Annotated in this window: 17 protein-coding genes; 16 read left to right on the top strand and 1 reads right to left on the bottom strand. The window is 52.1% G+C overall.

Features of this window, described 5'->3' with window-relative positions; all coding sequences use genetic code 11:
• Positions 1-7 precede the first annotated feature (7 nt).
• The 13 genes from XYCOK13_RS08515 (at position 8) to XYCOK13_RS08455 (ending at position 16,930) form a co-directional block, all read left to right on the top strand.
• Positions 8-2,128, top strand: a complete 2,121-nt coding sequence (locus XYCOK13_RS08515) for a glycoside hydrolase family 52 protein (RefSeq protein WP_213411688.1) — start codon at positions 8-10, stop codon at positions 2,126-2,128.
• Positions 2,129-2,353: 225 nt separating this feature from the next.
• Positions 2,354-4,417 (top strand): alpha-glucuronidase family glycosyl hydrolase, encoded by a 2,064-nt coding sequence (locus tag XYCOK13_RS08510; RefSeq protein WP_213411687.1) that lies wholly within the window; start codon positions 2,354-2,356, stop codon positions 4,415-4,417.
• A 27-nt stretch (positions 4,418-4,444) separates the two neighbouring features.
• Complete coding sequence (locus XYCOK13_RS08505) at positions 4,445-5,977, top strand: GH39 family glycosyl hydrolase (RefSeq protein ID WP_213411685.1); 1,533 nt, start codon at positions 4,445-4,447, stop codon at positions 5,975-5,977.
• Entirely contained in the window at positions 5,974-7,128 is a 1,155-nt protein-coding gene (locus tag XYCOK13_RS08500) for a family 8 glycosyl hydrolase (protein WP_213411684.1), read from the top strand. Before XYCOK13_RS08505 ends, XYCOK13_RS08500 begins: the two co-directional genes overlap by 4 nt.
• Positions 7,129-7,309: 181 nt before the next feature.
• Positions 7,310-8,050: a class I SAM-dependent methyltransferase gene (locus XYCOK13_RS08495; protein ID WP_213411683.1), complete on the top strand. Its 741-nt coding sequence runs from the start codon at positions 7,310-7,312 to the stop codon at positions 8,048-8,050.
• A gap of 147 nt (positions 8,051-8,197) precedes the next feature.
• The gene (locus XYCOK13_RS08490) at positions 8,198-9,223 is read left to right on the top strand and encodes a LacI family DNA-binding transcriptional regulator (protein ID WP_244865071.1); all 1,026 of its coding nucleotides are present in this window, start codon (positions 8,198-8,200) and stop codon (positions 9,221-9,223) included.
• Positions 9,224-9,309: 86 nt separating this feature from the next.
• Entirely contained in the window at positions 9,310-9,987 is a 678-nt protein-coding gene (locus tag XYCOK13_RS08485) for an RraA family protein (protein WP_213411681.1), read from the top strand.
• Positions 9,984-11,039: an Ldh family oxidoreductase gene (locus tag XYCOK13_RS08480; protein ID WP_213411680.1), complete on the top strand. Its 1,056-nt coding sequence runs from the start codon at positions 9,984-9,986 to the stop codon at positions 11,037-11,039. The genes XYCOK13_RS08485 and XYCOK13_RS08480 overlap by 4 nt, the downstream gene beginning before the upstream one ends.
• A gap of 37 nt (positions 11,040-11,076) precedes the next feature.
• Positions 11,077-12,237: an iron-containing alcohol dehydrogenase gene (locus XYCOK13_RS08475; RefSeq protein WP_213411678.1), complete on the top strand. Its 1,161-nt coding sequence runs from the start codon at positions 11,077-11,079 to the stop codon at positions 12,235-12,237.
• 34 nt (positions 12,238-12,271) lie between these two features.
• A complete protein-coding gene (locus XYCOK13_RS08470) occupies positions 12,272-13,771 on the top strand; it encodes an aldehyde dehydrogenase family protein (RefSeq protein WP_213411677.1) in 1,500 nt (499 codons plus the stop codon).
• 101 nt (positions 13,772-13,872) lie between these two features.
• Entirely contained in the window at positions 13,873-14,829 is a 957-nt protein-coding gene (locus XYCOK13_RS08465) for a D-2-hydroxyacid dehydrogenase (protein WP_213411675.1), read from the top strand.
• Positions 14,830-14,862: 33 nt separating this feature from the next.
• Entirely contained in the window at positions 14,863-15,999 is a 1,137-nt protein-coding gene (locus XYCOK13_RS08460) for a glycerate kinase (RefSeq protein WP_213411673.1), read from the top strand.
• 58 nt (positions 16,000-16,057) lie between these two features.
• Positions 16,058-16,930, top strand: coding sequence for a metal-dependent hydrolase (locus XYCOK13_RS08455; RefSeq protein WP_213411672.1), 873 nt, complete (start codon positions 16,058-16,060; stop codon positions 16,928-16,930).
• 15 nt (positions 16,931-16,945) lie between these two features.
• Here the strand turns inward: XYCOK13_RS08455 and XYCOK13_RS08450 are convergent, their stop codons facing one another.
• Positions 16,946-17,155: a hypothetical protein gene (locus XYCOK13_RS08450; protein ID WP_213411671.1), complete on the bottom strand. Its 210-nt coding sequence runs from the start codon at positions 17,153-17,155 to the stop codon at positions 16,946-16,948.
• A 197-nt stretch (positions 17,156-17,352) separates the two neighbouring features.
• On the opposite strand from XYCOK13_RS08450, the gene XYCOK13_RS08445 reads away from it, so the two are divergent.
• The 3 genes from XYCOK13_RS08445 (at position 17,353) to XYCOK13_RS08435 (ending at position 21,043) form a co-directional block, all read left to right on the top strand.
• Positions 17,353-18,465 carry a sugar ABC transporter substrate-binding protein gene (locus XYCOK13_RS08445; RefSeq protein ID WP_213411669.1) on the top strand — a complete coding sequence of 371 codons (1,113 nt, stop codon included), beginning with the start codon at positions 17,353-17,355 and terminating at the stop codon, positions 18,463-18,465.
• Positions 18,466-18,546: 81 nt separating this feature from the next.
• On the top strand, positions 18,547-20,064 hold the full coding sequence (locus tag XYCOK13_RS08440) for a sugar ABC transporter ATP-binding protein (RefSeq protein WP_244865070.1): 1,518 nt from the start codon (positions 18,547-18,549) through the stop codon (positions 20,062-20,064).
• On the top strand, positions 20,054-21,043 hold the full coding sequence (locus XYCOK13_RS08435) for an ABC transporter permease (protein WP_213411667.1): 990 nt from the start codon (positions 20,054-20,056) through the stop codon (positions 21,041-21,043). The genes XYCOK13_RS08440 and XYCOK13_RS08435 overlap by 11 nt, the downstream gene beginning before the upstream one ends.
• Positions 21,044-21,067 lie beyond the last annotated feature (24 nt).

The raw sequence follows: 21,067 nt of genomic DNA, 5'->3' as shown, positions 1-21,067 counted from the left end.
GGTCATCATGTCTAAGCCGTTATTCTTCAACGCCCACCACTCTCCAATCGGCGCGTTTTCCAGCTTCACACTTGGATTTCCGGGCGCAGGCGGAGGGCTGGATCTGGAATTGGGCAGATCGCCGAGAACGAATGTGTTTATTGGCTTAGAAGCGGCTGAAGGCGGAATATATGAAGCGCTTCCGTTTTTCGCCAGCGGCGAAAGTGATGAGGCCAGACGTTATGACATCGAGAATCCCGACCCGAATCCGGATAAACCGAATATTATCATCCCTTTCAGCGAGGATCGGATTGAACGGAGCTTCCGGCTTTCTACTGATCGCTGGACTGCGGGGGATTTGAGCTTTGCCATCTATTCCCCCGTTCAGTCTGTGCCGGAACCGAGTACCGCTGAAGCGGCAAAATTAAAAGAAGTGTTGGTGCCAGCCGTTATTGCCGAGTTAACGGTAGATAATACCGGCTCGGACCGTCCGAGACGCGCGTTTTTTGGATATGAGGGGAGCGACCCTTACAGCTCCATGCGCCGTATTGACGACACATCCACTTTGATTGGGGTTGGCCAGGGGCGCCTGACAGCTATCGTAACGAATGACCCGTCGGCCAAGTCGGCACTGCATTTCAGTATGGAGGATATCTTGCTGAACCCGAAGGAAGAGAATTGGACATTCGGGTTAGGCAAAGTGGGTGCTCTAATTGTTGATGTGCCTGCAGGCAAGAAAAAGACGTTCCAATTCGCGGTTTGTTTCTACCGAGGAGGAGTGGCGACAACAGGAATTGACGCTGTCTATTACTATACGAAGCTGTTCAAGGATATCGAGGCAGTCGGTGAATACGCAACCGCACATGCCGGCCGCTTGAAATCATTGGCAGAAACGGCAAACCGCATGCTGGATGAGACAAAACTGTCTGAAGATCAGACGTTTATGATGGCTCATGCTATTCGTTCCTACTATGGAAATACCCAGCTGCTGGAAGCGAACGGAGAACCGATCTGGGTTGTGAACGAAGGCGAGTACCGAATGATGAACACTTTCGATCTGACAGTAGACCAGCTGTTTTTCGAAATCAGGATGAACCCTTGGACCGTGAAGAACGAATTGGATCTCTTTACCAAGCGCTACAGCTATGAGGATCGCGTGCGTTTTCCGGGAGAGGACAAGGAATATCCGGGCGGTATCAGCTTCACGCATGACATGGGTGTGGCCAATACGTTTTCACGCCCGCATTATTCATCATATGAGCTGTATGGGCTGGATGGCTGCTTCTCGCATATGACGCATGAGCAGTTAGTGAATTGGGTGCTCTGCGCTGCTGTTTACGTGGAGCAAACTGGCGACCGGCAATGGCTGGAAGCGAATATTGGAACATTGGAACGCTGTTTGGAAAGCATGCTGAATCGCGACCATCCCGATCCTTCGAAGCGCAATGGCATGATGGGGCTGGACAGCTCCCGGGTGATGGGCGGCGCTGAAATTACGACTTACGACAGCTTGGATGTATCTCTAGGCCAAGCGCGCAACAACCTGTATATGGCGGGCAAGTGCTGGGCTTCCTATGTGGCGCTGGAGAAGATATTCCGGGAAAACGGACGGGAAATGCTGGCGGATGCAGCTGGAAGCCAAGCAGAAAAGTGCGCGGCCACAATCGTCTCTCATATGACAGAGGAAGGGTATATTCCCGCTGTCATGGGGGAAGGAAATGATTCACGCATCATTCCGGCGATTGAAGGTCTAGTATTCCCCTACTTCACCAATTGTCTCGAAGCACTGGACTCGGAAGGGAGATTCGGCGCTTACATTCAAGCATTGAAGCGACATTTGGCAGCTGTGCTGAAGGAAGGCGTTTGTCTGTTCCCTGATGGGGGATGGAAGCTTTCTTCGACCAGCAGCAACTCCTGGTTAAGCAAGATCTATTTGTGTCAATTCGTAGCCAGACAGATTCTGGGCGTGCCATGGGATGAGCAAGGCGCTGCCGCTGATGCTGCGCATGTCGCTTGGCTTACGCATCCGACATTGTCGGTTTGGAGCTGGAGCGATCAGATTCTGGCAGGTGAAATAACAGGAAGCAAGTATTATCCGCGAGGGGTTACCAGTATTCTATGGCTGGAAGAGCAAGGTTCTATAGGGTAAGGCATTTAGGGTGATGAGCCTGGATTTCTTAGGCTGCTCTTGTTCGAAAGAGGCAAAGCAGGAGCTCTGAGTGCCGTTGAACAGCTATCGAACTTACGACGCCACCATACTTTACGGGGCATCAGGCTTCGGCTTGATGCCTGTTTCTATCCATGCAGATACGAAGCAAGGGATCAGCGGCCCGTTTAGCTTGAAGCCAACAGCATGCAAGGAGGTTTATGGAAGATGGCAAGCACCATGTACAAGGCGTGGCTGCAGAATCACCACGTTGAACAACCAGAGCTGAGAGAGGCTTTGGCGCGTTGGAGCGGTTCAATCGTCGCGTCGGTTCATACAGAAGTACTTGACACTGCAGTAAAGGAACTGGCGTTAGGGATCAAGCAACTTTACGGCGAGAAACCAACCGTTTCAAAAGTACCGCAAAGTGAAACATTCATTTATGTTGGAGTCGCGGACCAACTGGACAAATCTTTCGGTTATCTGGATAAGTCAGAGATACCCAGAGTAGGTCAGGAAGGTTATATTCTGAAGCATGTCGTGCGTGAACAGCATTCCATTCTAGCGGTACTTGGTGAAACCGATCGCGGAGCGCTTTATGGCGTCTTTCACCTGCTGCGATTGATGAATATGGGCGTGCAGCTGGAGCATTTGCACATAGTCGAGCGGCCGCGCAATCAACTGCGGATGATCAACCAGTGGGACAACGCGGACGGCACGATTGAGCGCGGGTATGCCGGCCACTCTATCTTTTTTAACGAAAACCAAATCGTCGAAGATATGACGCGGATTAAGGACTACGCCCGGCTGCTGGCATCTGTAGGCATCAATGCGATTGCCATTAATAATGTCAACGTGAACGAGGTGGAAACAGCGTTTATTTCGGAAGAGCAATTGCCTGCTGTAGCGAAGTTGGCTGATGTATTCCGTTCATATGGCATTAGGCTCTATATAAGCATTCATTTTGCCAGCCCCATGGAGCTTGGCGGCCTGTCTTCTGCTGATCCGCTTCTGCCAGAGGTGCGTGAATGGTGGAAGATGACCGCAGCTTGCATCTATGATCATATCCCAGATTTCGGCGGATTTCTCGTAAAAGCGGATTCCGAGCACAGACCGGGTCCATTCGCATATGGACGTGATCATGCCGAAGGTGCGAATATGCTTGCTGAAGCCCTTGAGCCATTCGGCGGCATTGTCATTTGGCGATGCTTCGTTTATAACTGCATGCAGGACTGGCGCGACCGGTCTACGGATCGTGCACGCGCTGCTTATGATCATTTCAAGCCGCTTGACGGCAGCTTCCATGATAATGTTGTGCTGCAGGTCAAGAACGGACCGATGGATTTTCAGGTGAGGGAACCTGTTTCTCCGCTGCTCGGCGCTATGAATCAGACGAATCAGATGATTGAGTTTCAAATTACACAGGAATATACGGGGCAGCAGCGACATCTTTGTTATTTGATCCCGCAGTGGAAAGAAGTGCTGGAGTTCGACACGCACGCCAAGGGAAAGGGCTCATATGTGAAGCATATCGGAGACGGTACCCTGTTCGGCATGAAAATCAGCGGGTATGCGGCCGTGTCCAACATTGGCGATGATGAGAACTGGACGGGACATACGCTTGCGCAGGCGAATCTTCATGGGTACGGACGCCTTGTATGGAATCCTGATTTGACCGCAGAGGAAATTGCCGAGGAATGGATTCGACTTACGTTCGGAAATGAGGAGCAAGTTGTGCGGACCGTAGCAGATATGCTGCTCGCGTCATGGCATATTTACGAACAATACACGGCGCCGTTAGGCGTAGGCTGGATGGTTGCGCCTAACCATCATTACGGACCGGATGTTGACGGTTATGAGTACTCAAGATGGGGAACTTATCATTTCGCTGATCGGGAAGGCATTGGCGTAGACCGGACGGACAAATCGGGGACAGGATATGCAGGCCAATATTTCAGTCCGAATCGAGAGATGTACAACCAACTGAGCAGCTGTCCAGATGAGCTGCTGCTGTTCTTCCACCATGTCCCTTATACGCACAAGCTGCAATCCGGTCAAACCGTGATTCAGCACATTTATGAGACCCGCTTCACTGGAGCGGAACGAGCAGAGTGGCTGATTCAGCAATGGACCTCACTGGAAGGGAAAATTGATCCGGAGCGGTACGAGCAGGTGCTTGAACGTCTGCAAGAACAGGCAGAGCATGCGAAGGAATGGCGTGATGTGATTAATACGTACTTTTATCGAAAGTCGGGCATTGCAGATGAGAAGGGTCGAACAATTTATCGATAAAGAAGCGAGGAAAGGGAGAGAACCAAATTGTTCAAACAAGTAACAGTCAGCGGGGCAACGCAAGGCGTTCTGAAACGTCACTGGAAGCGTTCGATCGGCACAGGGCGATTAGGCCTGGCTTTGCAGCAGGAATATCAGGAGCACTTGGAGATGGTTCAGGAAGCTATTGGCTTTGACTATATACGCGGACACGGCTTGCTGCATGACGATGTCGGCATTTACCGCGAGCTGACACAGGACGGCGAAACCCGAGTTTTTTATAATTTTACTTATATTGATCGCATTTTCGACGCATATCTGGCCAAAGGACTAAAGCCTTATGTAGAACTGGGCTTTATGCCTGAAGCCTTGGCCTCTGGCGATCAAACCGTCTTTTATTGGAAGGGAAATGTCACGCCCCCAAAGGATTATGATCGATGGGCAGCCTTGATTGAGGCGGTTATCCGTCATTTTATCGAGCGGTATGGGTTGAAGGAGGTGCTGACCTGGCCGTTTGAAGTGTGGAATGAACCGAATTTGGTCAACTTTTGGAAAGATGCGGACCAGGCTGAATATTTCAAGCTGTATCAGGTTACGGCTGAAGCGGTGAAGCGGGTCCATCCGGAATTGCAAGTGGGGGGACCGGCGATATGCGGCGGTTCAGATCACTGGATCACGGATTTCCTGGAATTCTGTCATGCGCGGAATGTGCCCGTGGATTTTGTAAGCCGCCATGCTTATACAGCACGGCAGCCGCATCGCAAAACACCGGAATATTACTATCAGGAATTGGCTAATCCGGAAAAAATGCTGCATGAACTTCAAGAAGTGCGAGAGATGATTCGACAGTCGCCATTTCCTGATTTGCCTTTTCACATTACGGAATACAACACCTCCTACAGTCCAATCAATCCGGTGCACGATACCGCGCTGAATGCAGCCTACTTGGCTAGAATTCTCAGCGAATCGGGCGATTATGCGGATGTCATGTCCTATTGGACATTCAGCGATGTGTTCGAGGAGTCGGATGTGCCTAAGGCGCAATTCCACGGCGGATTTGGTTTGATTGCGCTGAATGGGATCCCAAAGCCAACCTTCCATCTGTTCGCTTTCTTCCAAGCGCTTGGAGAAGAAGTGTTGTATCGGGATGATTCGCTGCTCGTCACGCGCCGGGAGGACGGAACGCTTGCGCTCCTATCCTGGAACGCAGTATTGGAAGAAGGAGAAGAAGGGGATGAACAGCATATTCAGGCGAAGCTTCCGTTTTCCACTGAAGAAGTGTTCGTGAAGCGACAGATCGTGAATGAGGCTTATGCGAATCCATGGAAGACTTGGCAGCAGATGGGGCGCCCTCGTTTTCCGAGCAAGGGTCAAATACAGACTTTGCGGCAGGCGGCTGTGCCGAAGCTAACCACGCAAGCCGCGCGCACCGCTGATGGTGTTCTGGAACTAAACTGGAAGATGGGCAAAAACGAGATTACGCTTTTGGAAGTGGCGCCTGTTCGGAATGAGTCACATACGTATTGGGGGCTGGATGACAGCCTTATCTATCGCGGGGGAACAGAGGAGGAAGACCAATGAGTGCAAGGAAAGGTGCTTTTTATACTGGACAATATCGCAATCTGCTGCTCGACTACGGCTTTGATGAACAAGAAATTGATTCGCGTCTGCATGAAACGTGGACTGCGCTATTCGAGGGGGCGGACGAGACCCGCATCTACTACCCGGTTGGGAATGACATGGGCTATATGCTGGATACCGGCAACAACGATGTACGCACCGAGGGCATGTCTTACGGGATGATGATGGCTGTACAGATGGATCGTCAAGATGTCTTCGACCGACTGTGGAAATGGACGAAGTCCTATATGTATATGACAGAAGGTGTACACGCCGGTTACTTTGCCTGGTCCTGTCTTCCGGACGGGAAGCGTAATTCGAACGGTCCGGCACCGGATGGCGAGGAATACTTTGCATTGTCTCTGTTTTTCGCTTCCCATCGCTGGGGCGATCGGGAGGAGCCGTTCAATTATAGCGAACAGGCCCGGACACTGCTGCGCACATGTGTGCATAAAGGAGAAGATGGCGAAGGATACCCGATGTGGAATCTGGACAATAAGCTCATCAAGTTCGTTCCGGATTGCGAATTTACGGATCCCTCTTATCATCTGCCTCATTTCTATGAGCTGTTCGCCTTGTGGTCATTTCCTGAGGATCGCACATTCTGGAAAGAAGCAGCTGCCGCCAGCCGCCGATTTTTGCCGACTGCGTGCCATCCGGTAACGGGACTGTCACCGGAATATTCCTTTTATGACGGCCAGCCCAACCACATTCGGGGGTACGGTCATTTCTTCAGCGATTCGTACCGAGTAGCCGCGAATATTGGACTGGATGCGGAATGGTTTGCAGCGGATGAATGGCAGCGCACAGAGGCGGCGCGCATTCAAGCATTCTTCGCGGACAAAGAGCCGGATGATTACCGCCGCTATACGATCGAAGGGGAGCCTTTCGAAGAGAAATCGCTGCATCCGGTCGGCTTGACCGCGACCAATGCGGTGTCCGCATTGGCGAATCCGGAGGATCCGAACGCCCGGATTAGCGTCGAGAGGTTTTGGCAAACGCCTGTGCGAACAGGAGATCGCAGGTATTATGACAATTGTCTTTATATGTTCGCCATGCTGGCGTTAAGCGGGCGTTTCAGAATTTGGATGCCGAAGGACCAGCAACCATAAAGAGCACGAGAAGAAAGAGAGCGGATAGCTGGAAGCAAGAAGGGCTTCTCCATTTTGGAACTGGAGAAAGCCCTTTTCCTACTATCATGAGGGCCTGCTAGGTTCACGAATATGCTGCAGCAGAAATCGTATTGACAAAGTAAAGACATGCGGACAATAGTAAGGAAAGGAGGGGACGTCCATGAAGCAAAATAAGTATGATGAACATCCATTCTTTTCAGCGTATGAAAAAATGCCGAGGTCCGTACATGGTCTGGAAGGCGCGGGAGAGTGGCATGCCTTCCGATCAGTGCTTCCGGATATGCGCGGCAAGCAGGTGCTGGATTTGGGATGCGGCTTTGGCTGGCATTGCAGGTACGCGCGCGAGCAGCAGGCCCGTTCCGTGACAGGGGTAGACATTTCCGCGAACATGCTGGGCAAAGCCCGGGAGTTGACCAATGATCCGGCTATTTCCTATGTGCAATCGGCTATCGAAGATGTCCAGTTTCCGGAGTGTTCCTTTGATTTGGTGCTCAGTTCCTTGGCCTTTCATTATATAGACGACTTTGAAGAGGTTTGCAGAAAGGTGCATCAGTTTCTTGAAAAAGAGGGACGCTTTGTATTTTCCGTGGAGCATCCGATCTTCACATCCTGCAGTGAACAGGATTGGCATTATGACGGACAGGGAAATCGGCTTCATTGGCCGATTGACCATTATCAATCGGAAGGCAGACGCGATACCGCGTTTTTAACACCCAATGTGATTAAATACCATCGAACGGTTTCCACTTATATGAACACCATGATTCATGCAGGTTTTCGCATAGACGCCGTCATCGAGCCTATGCCGTCCGATGAGATGCTCAGGCAGCACCCGGAAATGAAGGAGGAGCTGCGACGGCCCATGTTTCTTATTATTGCTGCGAGCAAAAACCGGGTGTGAAGGCATGCGGGAGGGTGGGGGTATCCCCGCCCAAATTCCACAACAAGTTGACAGCGTTTTCAATTCATGAATATAATAGGTGTAACGGTTTAGGAAACCGATTCCCAAAACGTGTGGAAGCACGGGGATTATTTTGGAAGAAGCCGGGTGAAGCCATTGAAAATTACAATTGATGTCGTCGCGCAAAAAGCTGGCGTGTCCAAGACCACTGTATCCCGCATTTTGAACGGGAATTATGCTCACACGAGCGAGAAAACCCGCAACCGCGTCTTGCAGGTGATGAAAGAATTGGATTACCGGCCGAACGCCTTGGCGAAAGGGTTGAAGTCGCTAAGGACAGACGTCATTGGCATCCTCTTGTCCAATTTGAAAAACCCGTTCTGGGCCACTGTATTGGAAGGGGTAGAGGATGCTTGCCGAGCATCGGGTTACAACTTGATGATCTGCAATTCGGATGAGGACCCGGAACTGGAGTTTCAAGCGATTCGTCAACTGCAGATGAGGCAAGTGGACGGTGTCGTGATGAATCCGACTATGCGAAATCCGAACCTTTATCGCAAGCTGGTGGAGGATGCCTACCCGCTCGTGGTGATGAATCGGCGAGTGGATGATCTCGGCGCACAATCCGTAGTCGTAGACAATGTGAAAGGCGCCAGCCTGGCAGTGGAGCATCTGCTTCGGTGCGGAAAGCGCCGGCCAGCCGTATGCTATTATGCCAATCCCGGCGTGACTACCTGGCAGGATCGTGTGGAGGGCTACCGATTAGCTATGAAGTCTCACGGATATGGAGAGCATGATCTGCGAGTGGTCGAGGCAGAGCAGAGCCCGAATGCGGTTAAGCATGCTGTGCTCGAGTTGATGAAGAAACACCCGGATACAGATGCAGTGTTCTCCACAAACAATATGATGACTTTAGAGGTGATAGAGGCGTTGAAGGAACTCGGCTTGCGCATTCCGGCAGATGTGGCGGTCTTGGGATATGACGACACCGTATGGGCCAAGCATATGGATCCCCCGCTCACTACGGTCCGGCAGCCTGGTTATGAGATGGGGAAAATTGCGGCAAACTTATTGATCCAATCGATTCGCGATGGAGGCCATCCTGCTGCTGACCCTGTTGTGCTCCAGCCGGAGCTGGTCATCAGGCGCTCCTGCGGGTGGCAGAGCAGTTAGGCTGGAAGCAGTTTAGCCTCGTGTGACAGTATGTTGCCGCAACAGGTACAGGGCGAAGAAATTTTGCAGAAATGAGGGATGGTGACATGGTAAACTATGGGTTTCGCGTATTGCCGTTAACCCGCAGGCCAGATTCAAGCTTAATACAGCAATGCATGTCCATTGCCACACCATTGCTAAGCGACAATATGCATCGAGTTCAAGGTACAATAGCCGGATTTGTCCCTTATCATCGCAGCGCCAAACTTGCGGGAGCGGCCTTTACTGTACGTACGAGACCCGGGGATAACCTGATGGTGCATAAAGCCATCGATATGGCTGAGCCGGGTGATGTCATCGTGGTTGACGCTTGCGGCGAATTGTCTCAAGCCATCCTGGGAGAAATTATGCTTCGGTTGGCGGAGAAGAGAGGCATAGCCGGTTTTGTGATTGACGGGGCCATACGCGATTCGGCTGCTTTTCGCGAGCGGGATTATCCGTGCTTTGCCAGAGGAACAACGCACAGGGGACCATACAAGGAAGGGCCGGGCGAAATCAATGTGCCCGTCACGATTGGCCGCATGCCGGTTATGCCGGGGGATCTGATCGTAGGCGACGAAGATGGCATTGTCGCAATTCCGCTGGATTACGCAGCCGAAGTTGTTCAGGCAGCGCAGCGCCAGCTTGCGCGAGAGCAACGAACATTTGAAGAGATTGCCGAAGGCTCGTTGGATCGAAGCTGGGTTGACGAAGCGTTGAAGCGCAAAGGCTGTGAGCTGCCGTGACCCAGAAATTCCACTATCAACGGTTGGAGCATTTTTGTGCCCGTATGTTTGAGCGTGCTGGTGTCCCCATGGAGGAAGCCAAATTGGTAGCGGAGTCATTGGTCCAAGCTGATCTAAGAGGCGTCGATTCACACGGTGTCGTACGTGCAGACATTTATTTGCGCAGATTGGAAGCGGGAATGGTCCAGACCGGCGGAATCATGCCCTATACAGAAGATGGCGCGATTCGGATACTGGACGGCGCAAATCATTTTGGCGCTGTAGTTGGCTGCAAGGCATTGGCTATGGCCATGGAAACTTCCCGGAAATATGGCTGCGGCGTGGTAGGAGTCAAAGGCTCGAATCACTTCGGAACTTGCGCGTATTATTTGTTGAAAGCGGTGCGGCAGAACCAAATCATGCTGATCCTGTCCAACGCTTCCCAGACGATGCCGCCTACAGGAGGAATCCGTCCATTTATCGGGACGAATCCTTTCTCCGTAGGCGTGCCGGCCGGCACGCATCCGCCTTTTATTCTGGATATGGCAACCAGCGTTGTGGCCCGCGGAAAGATTATTTCTGCTGCTCAGAAAGGAGAACCCATTCCCGCTGGATGGGCTATAGATAAATATGGAAATCCGACGACGGACGCGCATGCGGCTTTGGAGGGCTCCGTGCTGCCGCTGGGCGGAGCGAAGGGGTATGCCATTTCCATGTTTATCGATATTATGAGCGGAGTCCTAACAGGTGCCGGTTTCGGGAGATACGTGAACAACATGTATGAAAATTGGGAAGACCCGCAAAATGTCGGCCATTTCTTCATCGCGCTGGATATCCCCAGATTCATGCCGCTTGAACGGTTCAAAGCGCGTATGGATTTGTATCTGGATGAAATGAAAGCAGAACCGACCGCTCCGGGAGTTCCGGAGATTTTGATTCCAGGAGAGTTGGAGCATCGCTGCACATTAGCCCGCATGCGCGAGGGTATTGCTTTGCCGGCAAAGGTCGAGGATGAACTGAGAGTCTGGGGAGAACGGTTTGACCTGAACTTGTCCGATGCGATCATTGAATGATTGCTAGTTCCAATCACAGGGGAAAAGAGGGATCAACATGCTGCTAAACCGAATATTTCGTTATGAGCTGCCCACTGCAATTGAGTTTGGAAACGGTGCCATTCGCCAGCTTGCCGAGCATGTTCGTGCGCTGGGCGGAACCAAAGTGCTGCTGGTCAGCGATCCCGGTGTGCAGAAAGCAGGAGTGACCGATAAATTGACGGCCGTGCTGATGCGCGACAATCTGCCATTCATCATCTACAACGATATTGAGCCAGATCCCGATATTGAAGGCGTCATGCGAGGACGAGATGTTGCGGCATCCGAAGGATGCGACATCGTAGTCGGACTGGGCGGAGGCAGCGCGCTGGATACGGCGAAGGCGATTGGATTGATGATGACGAATAAGGGGCATATTCGCGATTATGTTGGCATCAACCGGGTCCCGCGCAAAGGAGCGCCTGTTATCGCTGTACCGACTACAGCGGGAACCGGAAGCGAGATTACAATCTGGTCCGTTCTGTCTGACAAGTCGGCGAAGGTGAAGCTGAGCGTGGGCAGCGCCTATAATTGCCCTGACATCGCGGTTTGCGATCCGGAACTTACGTTGACATTGCCGGCATCAATTACGGCAGCGACGGGGATGGATGCATTAACGCATGCCCTTGAATCCTATGTCAATAAAGCAACGCAGCCGATTTCGGAAGCGTTGTCCATGCAAGCCATGAAGATGATTGCCGCGAGCCTGCGCACTGCTGTCGTGCAAGGGGAGAATGTGCAGGCGCGTTACGATATGCTGTTGGCCAGCCTGATAGCGGCGATGGCCTTCAATCCGACCCGGCTCGGCCTTGCACATGCTTTGGCTATACCGCTTGGCGCCCATTTCCATATTCCGCACGGTATGGTGAATGCGATTTTGCTTCCTGAGGTTATGGCTTATAACCTCATAGGAAATCTCGAGAAGTACAAGGAAATCGCCCGTATTTTTGGAACACCTGTTGAAGGACTATCCTTAAGGGATGCAGCAAAGTGTTCAGTAACCGCTATCAAGCAATTAAAAGAAGATGTAGGCATTCAGAATAAGCTTTCTGATTATGGCGTAACAGAAGAGGCGCTTCAGCAAATCGCCGAAGAAGCGATGATATCCGGCAATGTGCCTGTCAACCCGCGCAAGCCTTCGCTGGAGGATTTGAAGCAAATATGCCGGAATGCGATGTAGGCCATAAGGAGGAACGGAAAGGAAGTAGATAACCATGACTAGCAAGATGAGAGACTGGCTGGATCGGAACAGCGGCCGCACCTATGGGAATTATATTGACGGTGAATGGATTTCCAGCTCAAGCGGAGCTACATCAGCGTTGTATGAATCTGCGATGCCGGATCGGCTGTTGGGCCAGTTCGCCTGTTCGGATCAAGCGGACGTCGATCAGGCTGTAGCAGCCGCGCATCATGCGTTCCAAACCTGGAGGCTGGCGCCCCCTTCTGAAAAGGCGGCAATCCTGTACAAATTTGCAGATTTGCTGGAACATCATAGAGAAGAACTGGCCTACATCCTTTCCGCTGAACAAGGGAAGGTGCTGACGGAATCGTTCGCCGAGGTTGCGCGTGCAGCGGCAGAAGCGCGTTTTGCGGCAGGCGAAGCATTTCGCGTGGAAGGCGTAACGCTGCCCAGCGACAATCCGCTCGTGCGAAGCGAGGTTGTCCGCTACCCGCTTGGCGTCATAGCCGCGATTGCTCCCTGGAACTTTCCGGTTGTCACGCCAGTCCGCAAACTTGCGCCAGCCATAGCATACGGCTGTACGGCTGTATTGAAGCCGGCATCGGCTACACCTTGGTCTGCGGTACGGATCATCGAGCTGTTGGCTGAAGCCGGGCTGCCGAAGGGCGTCGTGAATCTGGTAACCGGTTCTGGAAGTCAGGTTGGCGACGCATTAACGGAGCATCCGTTAGTACAGGGCATCAGCTTTACCGGTTCGACTGAGCTGGGCCTGCGCATTAACCAAATTGCAGCAGCACGGCTAGCCAGAACGCAGCTTGAGATGGGCGGCAAAAATGCTGCGCTTGTGCTTGACTATGACAATCTTCCTTTCGCGGCGGATCAGATCGTGAACGCTGCATTTGCCTGCACAGGCCAGCGATGTACGGCAATCAGCAGAGTGATTGTGCTGCCGTCACAGGCCGAGCGGCTGACCGAATTGATCCGGGAGCGCATGGAAGCGCTCCGCATGGCTCCGGCGTGGGCAGACGGCGCGCAAGTAGGCCCTGTAATCAATGAGCGGCAGTTTCAAACAGTGAACCGATATATTGAGATTGGTCAGCAAGAAGGGGCAGATCTTTTGTGTGGCGGGGAAAGAATAGAAGTGAATGATCCGTATTTTGCAGAAGAGCGTCAGGGGTATTTCTTGAAGCCCGCATTGTTTGCAAATGTGACCAAGGAGATGCGCATTGCACAGGAAGAAATATTCGGTCCGGTGTTGTCGATCCTGGTGGCCGAACATACGGATGAGGCGCTTGCCATAGCCAACGCTACCGATTATGGTTTGGCCGCCTCTGTCTTTACTTCTTCTATTCGCACGGCCGAGCGAATGGCCGCGGAACTGGATAGCGGCATGGTGCATATCAATCACGGTACCGCGAGCCAGGCCCATGTTCCTTTCGGAGGTGTCAAGCATTCCGGTTTCGGCGCCTATTCGATTGGGCACACGAACCAGGAGTTTTTCACTCAAGTCAAGGCTGTCTATGTTGGACGGTGAATTTTTTATTGAATTAAGTCAAAAGCATTGCTCGTTCGCATTCAGGCGCGTTACTCTTTAGTCTAAAGATAACGCGCCTGCATTTTAAGGAGGAATGGATTGTGCAGATTACAGTGCTGGACGGATATACGTTGAATCCGGGAGATTTGTCGTGGGAAGGCCTGCAGGCGTTAGGAACCCTTCATGTCTACGAACGGACATCTCCGGAGCTCATTGTGGAGAGGGCGAAAGAGGCGGACATCGTGCTGACGAACAAAACGCCGCTCACTTCTGCCACGATCGCGCTGCTGCCAAAGCTGAAGTATATCGGCGTGCTGGCCACCGGGTACGACGTAGTCGATGTGGAGGCTGCTTCTGCCCGAAACATTCCTGTTTCCAATGTGCCAACTTACGGAACCGACTCTGTCGCCCAATTTGTTATGGCGCTGTTGCTGGAGCTCTGCCACCGGATCGGCAGCCACAGCCAATCGGTTCATCGTGGGGAGTGGAGCGAAGGGAATGATTTTTGCTACTGGCATTATCCGCTAACGGAACTGGCCGGCAAGACGATGGGCATCATCGGTCTCGGGAGAATTGGGTTGCGAACAGCTGAGTTGGCGGCCGCTTTCGGCATGAAGGTGAAGGGATATGCGAGAACCCCCAAGCCCAATCTGCACAGCATTGAGCAGTGCGGCCTAGATGAGCTGCTGCGCACCTCGGATGTTGTCAGCTTGCACTGTCCGCTGACAGAAGAGACGGCAGGCATGATGCATCGCGGGAATTTGGCCAAGATGAAAAATCATGCGCTGCTTATTAATACGGCCAGAGGCAAGCTGGTGATCGAGGCCGATCTTGCTGCCGCTTTGCGAGAGGGCGTGATTGCAGGGGCCGCATTGGATGTGCTGGAATCCGAACCGCCGAAATCCGGCAGTCCGCTGTTCGGTCTGGACAACTGCATCATTACGCCGCATATCGCATGGGCAAGCAGGGAAGCCAGAACACGCCTGCTGCATACAGCTGTCGAGAATGTCAGCAGATTTATGAAAGGGGAACCTTTCCATGCCGTTAATCGTGCATAGCGCCAAAAAAATGAGAAAAAAGAGGGGACTACAGTGAAGATTGTATTGGCACCAGATTCATTCAAAGGTTCGGCTTCTTCCAAACAACTTTGCCAGGCGATGGCCGAAGCGGTGCATCGTGAGTTGCCAGAAGCGGAAATCGTGCAGATTCCGATTGCCGACGGAGGGGAAGGCACGGTAGAAAGCATCGTGTTGGCCGCGGGAGGCGAGCTTGTTACCGAGATCGTCAGCGGACCGGACAACCGTCCTGTGGAAGCGTCCTATGGCGTACTGGCTGACGGAAAAACCGTAGTGATCGAGACCGCGCAAGCATCCGGTTTGCATCTGGTTCCAGAGGAAAAGCGAAATCCGCTCCATGCAACTTCCAAAGGCACAGGCGAGTTGATTGCCAAAGCGCTAGACCGAGGATATAGAGAGTTCATTATCGGTCTCGGCGGCAGTGCGACGAATGATGGCGGTATGGGATTGCTGCGCGGCTTGGGCGTGGAGTTTTACGGCCATGATGACGTTCCGTTGTCGGAAGGCGGGGCGGCCTTAATCGGTTTGAAGCGAATTGATGATTCCGCTATTCATCCGGGAATCAAGGAGGCTGTATTTCGAGTAGCGTGTGATGTGGATAATGTCATGTGCGGACCCCAAGGCGCATCGGCTGTATTTGGTCCGCAAAAAGGGGCAACTCCCGAAATGGTTCGTCTGCTCGACAGCGCGCTCAACCATTTTGCCGAAGTGGTGCTGCGGCAGAAGGGATTGAACATGCTTGCCTGGAAGGGCGGTGGCGCCGCTGGCGGCATTGGCGCGGCTATTATGGCATTTCTGCAAGCGCAGTTCGAATCCGGTATTGAGACGATGATGCGTGTCGTGAAATGGGAAGAGCAAATTCAGGACGCTGATTTGATTATTACGGGAGAAGGAAAGCTCGACAGTCAGACACTTTCGGGCAAGGTCATCCAAGGATTAAGCGGTCCCGCCCGCAAGCTGGGTGTTCCGGTTGTAGCCTTGACCGGGAAAGTAGAGCTGACCTCTAACGAGCTGAACCAACTAGGTGTAACCAGTGCGTTTTCCATCGTACCGGGTCCGGTTGATTTGGCGGAGGCTATGGCGCATGCGCCGGAATGGGCAGCGAGACAAACCGGGCAAGTGGTTCGTTTGATCCGTGCATTTTCGCGATAGCACGCAAAAATGTGTATAATATAGCGCAGGACTGATTTACGTGGAGGTGTACAATTCGTTGGATACCATTACGCACACGTTGTTCGGCTTGACGCTGTATGGCGCAGTCAACAAATCCAACATGAACGTAAAGGAAAAGCGTGTCCTGTTGCTGACTGCCGTAACGGGCTCGCAGATTCCGGACATCGATGTAATCTCGGCATGGTGGGACACTGCCGGCCGCTATCAGATGTGGCATCGAGGCATCACGCATTCCATTTTCCTGGCTCCCGTTTGGGCGGCTTTGATTGCCGGATTGGCTCGACTGATCTTCGGCGTGCGCGGATGGATTTGGTATGTGACCGCGCTTATTGCGGTATGCATTCATAATACGAGCGATCTATTCAATGCATGGGGGACAGGCTACCTGGAGCCTTTCTCTTCGGTGCGCATCACGTTCGGCACGATTCCGATTGTCGATCTCGTATTCTGGCTTGTCATGGGCATCGGATTTCTTGTAGCCCGTTATGGCCGTCGTTGGCAGAAGCATCATGTATATCGAGCAGTTTGGCTGTTATTGGCCATGCATGTGGCCATCCAAACTGCACAAGGGGCTGTATTGCATCATGAGGCAAGACAACAATACGAACAGGTTGCTTTGTCTGCAGACTTTATTCCAGGTTTTTTCACGGTTATAGGCAAGAGAGAGCACGAGGTTGAGATTAAGCGGGGAACGGTGTGGAAGGAAATGGAGGAAGTAGCGACGCTGACTTCGGCAGAAGGGGCGGATCTGGATACGCTATTCGCTGAAAATCCGAAGGCGAAAACCTTGTTTGAATGGTCCCCGTTCGTTGTCGTGGAAGACGACGGCAAGCGAATTGGCATTTACGACCCCCGGTTTTATCGAAATGGCGAGTCATTTCTCTACGAGTACTTCGACCGCGCGGATTAATCCGCGCGGACTATCTTACCTGGTTTCGAAGAAATCACATGACGCTCTGGCGTGATAGGCGATATCGCTGATGCTTTGTTGAATCACTACCTGATTATCGTCAAACCGGATGATCCGTCCGCCTGCGCTTATAAGATGGTCATGTTCGAATACGCGAACGGCAAACTGCTTGTTCATGGCTTCTTGAAAATCGTCGTCGGTCAACAATTTGCGTGTGCGTGCCATAGATGAGCTCCTCCTTCACTGTTCCTTCCATTCTAACAAATGCAGTAGTTGAAGCCAATTCTCCCTTCATGCAGCATGCGTCCTTCTCTTGACGAACCCTCCAATCAATGCTACTATACCTATTATTATCTTAATTCCAATCTAATAGGTTGGAATTAAAACTACTACTTAGAGATTCACAGGGGGAGAAACAGAACATGGCACAAACCAAACGTATCATCATGCTGCTTCTCGTCGCTGTCCTGACTGCAGCTTTGCTTGCAGCTTGTGGCTCGAATGGCGGCAACGGCAATGCAAGCAATGTCGGCAATGAAGCAAACAGCGAAGGAGAAAGCAATGCTGGGACACAGGATGCTGGAGCAGAGAATCATCTGGCCGGCAAGAAGATTGCACTGATCATGCAGTTCAACACGGGTACATTCTCCGCGCAATATATTAACGGTGTGAAAGAACAGGCAGAGAAGCTTGGCGGCGAAGTGACCGTTTTCGCATCTGACAACGACATTGCCAAGATGGCATCCAACCTCGATCAAGCGGTCAACCAAAAGTTTGACGGCATCCTGATCGACCATGGCAATAAGGATGCGCTGCAAGCAGGCGTGCAAAAAGCGCTGGACAATGGAATTGCGGTAGTCGCTTTTGACGCTGCCATGGAAATGGAAGGCGTAACCGACCTTCAGCAGGACGACCAGAAAATGGCGGAATTGACGCTGGATCGTCTGGCACAGGACATTGGGGAAGAGGGCAATATTGTAAAAGTATGGGTTGCCGGCTTTGCACCAATGGAACGCAGACAAATCGCTTATGAGGAGTTCCAAGCGAAGTATCCGAACATTACCGAAATCGCCTCGTTCGGCAATGCCTCCAATCCGTTGCTGGATTCCCAGTCTCAGATGGAAGCCTTGCTGAAGAAATATCCGGAAGGCGAAATCGACGCAGTATGGGCAGCTTGGGATGAATTCGCCAAGGGCGCATCATTGGCCATTCAACAAGCGGGCCGCACAGAAATTAAAGTGTATGGCATTGACATGAGCGACGAAGACCTGCAGATGATTCAAGATCCTTCTAATCCATGGATCGCTTCGGCTGCAGTAGATCCGACAGATATTGGTCGCGTACAAGTCCGCTACCTGTACCAAAAGTTCAATGGGGATGAAACACCTGAGAAGGTTATTCTGGAGCCCGTCTTTGTGTCGGCAGACAACCTGCCTGAAGAACAGATTTCTACTGAAGAGCTTTCCGAGTATGTAGAAGGCTGGGGAAGCAGCGAGCAAGGCTACACAGACTGGATGAAGGAAATTGAACAATAATTGGTGAACCCTATAGAGCTGAACCGACCCCATCGGCCCGTCCGATGGGGTTTCCATTGATTGCAAGGAGGTCCGTTCCCTATGCAGCCAGCATTGGCGATGAACAGCATCACGAAAAACTTTCCGGGCGTGCAGGCGCTGAAGAACGTAGATTTCTCCGTTCATTCAGGGGAAATTCATGCACTGCTTGGGGCTAACGGAGCAGGCAAAAGTACGTTAATGAAAATTTTATCCGGCGCATATACCCCTGATTCAGGCACGATACAATTGGAAGGGAGGGAAATTGCGATTCACTCTCCTTCAGATGCGCTGCTTCACGGGATCATTTGTATCTATCAGGAAGTGGATACGGCGCTTGTCGGCAATTTGTCAGTCGCGGAGAACATCTTTATGGATCGGATGAGCCGCAGAAGTGGAAGCGGCTGGCTCCGCTGGGGAAGCATCAAGCGGGAAGCAACAGCTGTGCTGAAGCGGCTTGGCGCAGAAATTCCTGTAACGATGCAGGTTGATGAACTGTCGATTTCACAGAAGCAGCTCGTGCTGATCGCAAGAGCAGTCGTACAGCAGACGCGGGTGGTGATTTTCGATGAGCCTACCGCGCCGCTAAGCTCTGACGAAGCGGAGAGATTGTTCGCTATTATGCGCCAATTGAAAGCGGACGGGGTAGCATGCATCTTCATCTCTCATCGGTTGCCTGAAGTATTCAACATTTGCGACAGGATAACGGTTATGCGTGACGGAGAAGTCGTATCCGTTCAGTCCGTGAAGGAAACGACGATTCCCGCTGTTATTCAGAATATGCTTGGCAGAGCCTTTGAGGAAGAGTTTCCGAAGCTGAGTGTGCCAATAGGGAACGAATTGCTGCGGGTTGAAAACCTTCAGTATGGGCAAAAGGTTAGAAATGTGAATTTCTCTCTCAGGGAAGGCGAGATTCTTGGTATTGCCGGGCTGGTCGGAGCCGGCAAGACAGAGCTGTCCCGTGTCCTATTCGGGGCAGATCGTGCGGATACGGGAAGCATCCGGCTGAATGGACGATCCCACCGTTTTGCGGAGCCGTTCGAGGCTATTCAAAACGGGATTGTATTAGTGCCGGAGGAAAGGCGGAAGCAAGGCATCCTGGTCGATGAATCCGTGCGCGACAATTTGACTGTCCCGACGATGAAGCAATTTAGCCGAGCAGGCTTTCTGCAGACGCAGCGGGAAACCGAGCACGCGCGCAGCATGGTCGAGCAGCTGGGCGTGAAGACGCCGCATGTTCAGCAGAAGGTGGGGCTGTTAAGCGGAGGCAATCAGCAGAAGGTGGTCGTTGGCAAGTGGCTGCCGACTCAAGCGGATGTTTATTTATTCGATGAACCGACCAAGGGAATCGATATCGGCGCCAAGAGCGATATGTTCAAGCTGATCGGAGAATTGGCAGAGCAGGGCAAAGGAATTATTTATTTCTCTTCCGAACTAGCGGAGATTCTCGGGATTGCGGATCGGATACTCGTCATGTGCGACGGGCGGATTGTCAAAGAATTGACGAGGGACGAAGCGACTCAGGATACCATCATGTATTATGCCAGCGGCGGAACGGAGGCAGAGGACAATGAACAATAACAGGTTGCTTGATCTAACATTCAAATATGGCGCTATCGTAGTCATCATCGGCGTGTTTGTATTTTTCTCCCTGACGGAGGAGCACTTCCTGACTTACAGCAATATTACGGACATTTTGCGTTCCATCGCGATTGTCACGTTTATTGCAATCGGGGTAACGATCTCGCAAATCGTTGACGGATTTGATTTATCTGTTGGCTCCACCGCATCGCTGGCTACAGTCGTGGCGGCAGCCTTGATGGTTTGGTACGAGCAGCCGCTGTACATTGTTTTGATCGTTCCCGTCGTGTTGGGGGCTTGCATCGGCATGCTGAATTCCTTGCTGATCGTTCGCATCCGAATACCCGACCTGCTTGCCACTCTTGCAATGATGTACATCATTGCAGGGGTGCAAAAAACGTTCACAAAAGGCTACTCGATTTATAATCAAATGCTGATGCCGAACGGAGATAAGGCGCCTGGCACTTTCCACGACAGCTTTCTATGGATAGGCCAAGGCAAGCTGTGGGGCATTCCATTCCCGGTCATCTTGCTGCTTGTGACTGTTGCGGTCGTGCATATTCTTCTCCGCTATACCCGTTGGGGAAGACAGATGTATATAACCGGAGGCAACCGCGAAGCTGCCCGATTGTCCGGCATTAAGGTCAATCGCGTGCGGTTGGCTGCCTATGTGCTTTCCGGCTCATTGGCGGGATTTGCCGGTGTGCTGTATGCGGCGCGGGTTGGGTCCGGTCAAATCGACGCTGGCGCTCCGCTGCTTATGGAATCGGTAGCGGCTGTGTTCGTAGGGTATTCCGTATTCGGCGCAGGCAAGCCGAACGTAATCGGCACATTTTTCGGCGCGGTACTGATTGGCATTTTGCTCAATGGCTTGACCATGATGAATCTTCCGTACTACTCGCATGATATTGTCAAGGGAACGATTCTGGTGCTGGCCTTGTCCATAACCTTTATTCATCTGTCAAGGAGAAAAGCCTGAGATGGAGATACACGCAAAAAAATG

It is taken from the genome of Xylanibacillus composti (assembly GCF_018403685.1).
Lineage (GTDB): Bacteria > Bacillota > Bacilli > Paenibacillales > K13 > Xylanibacillus > Xylanibacillus composti.
The sequence above is the reverse complement of the archived record's forward strand: the minus strand, read 5'-3'. Positions and strand labels throughout refer to the sequence as shown.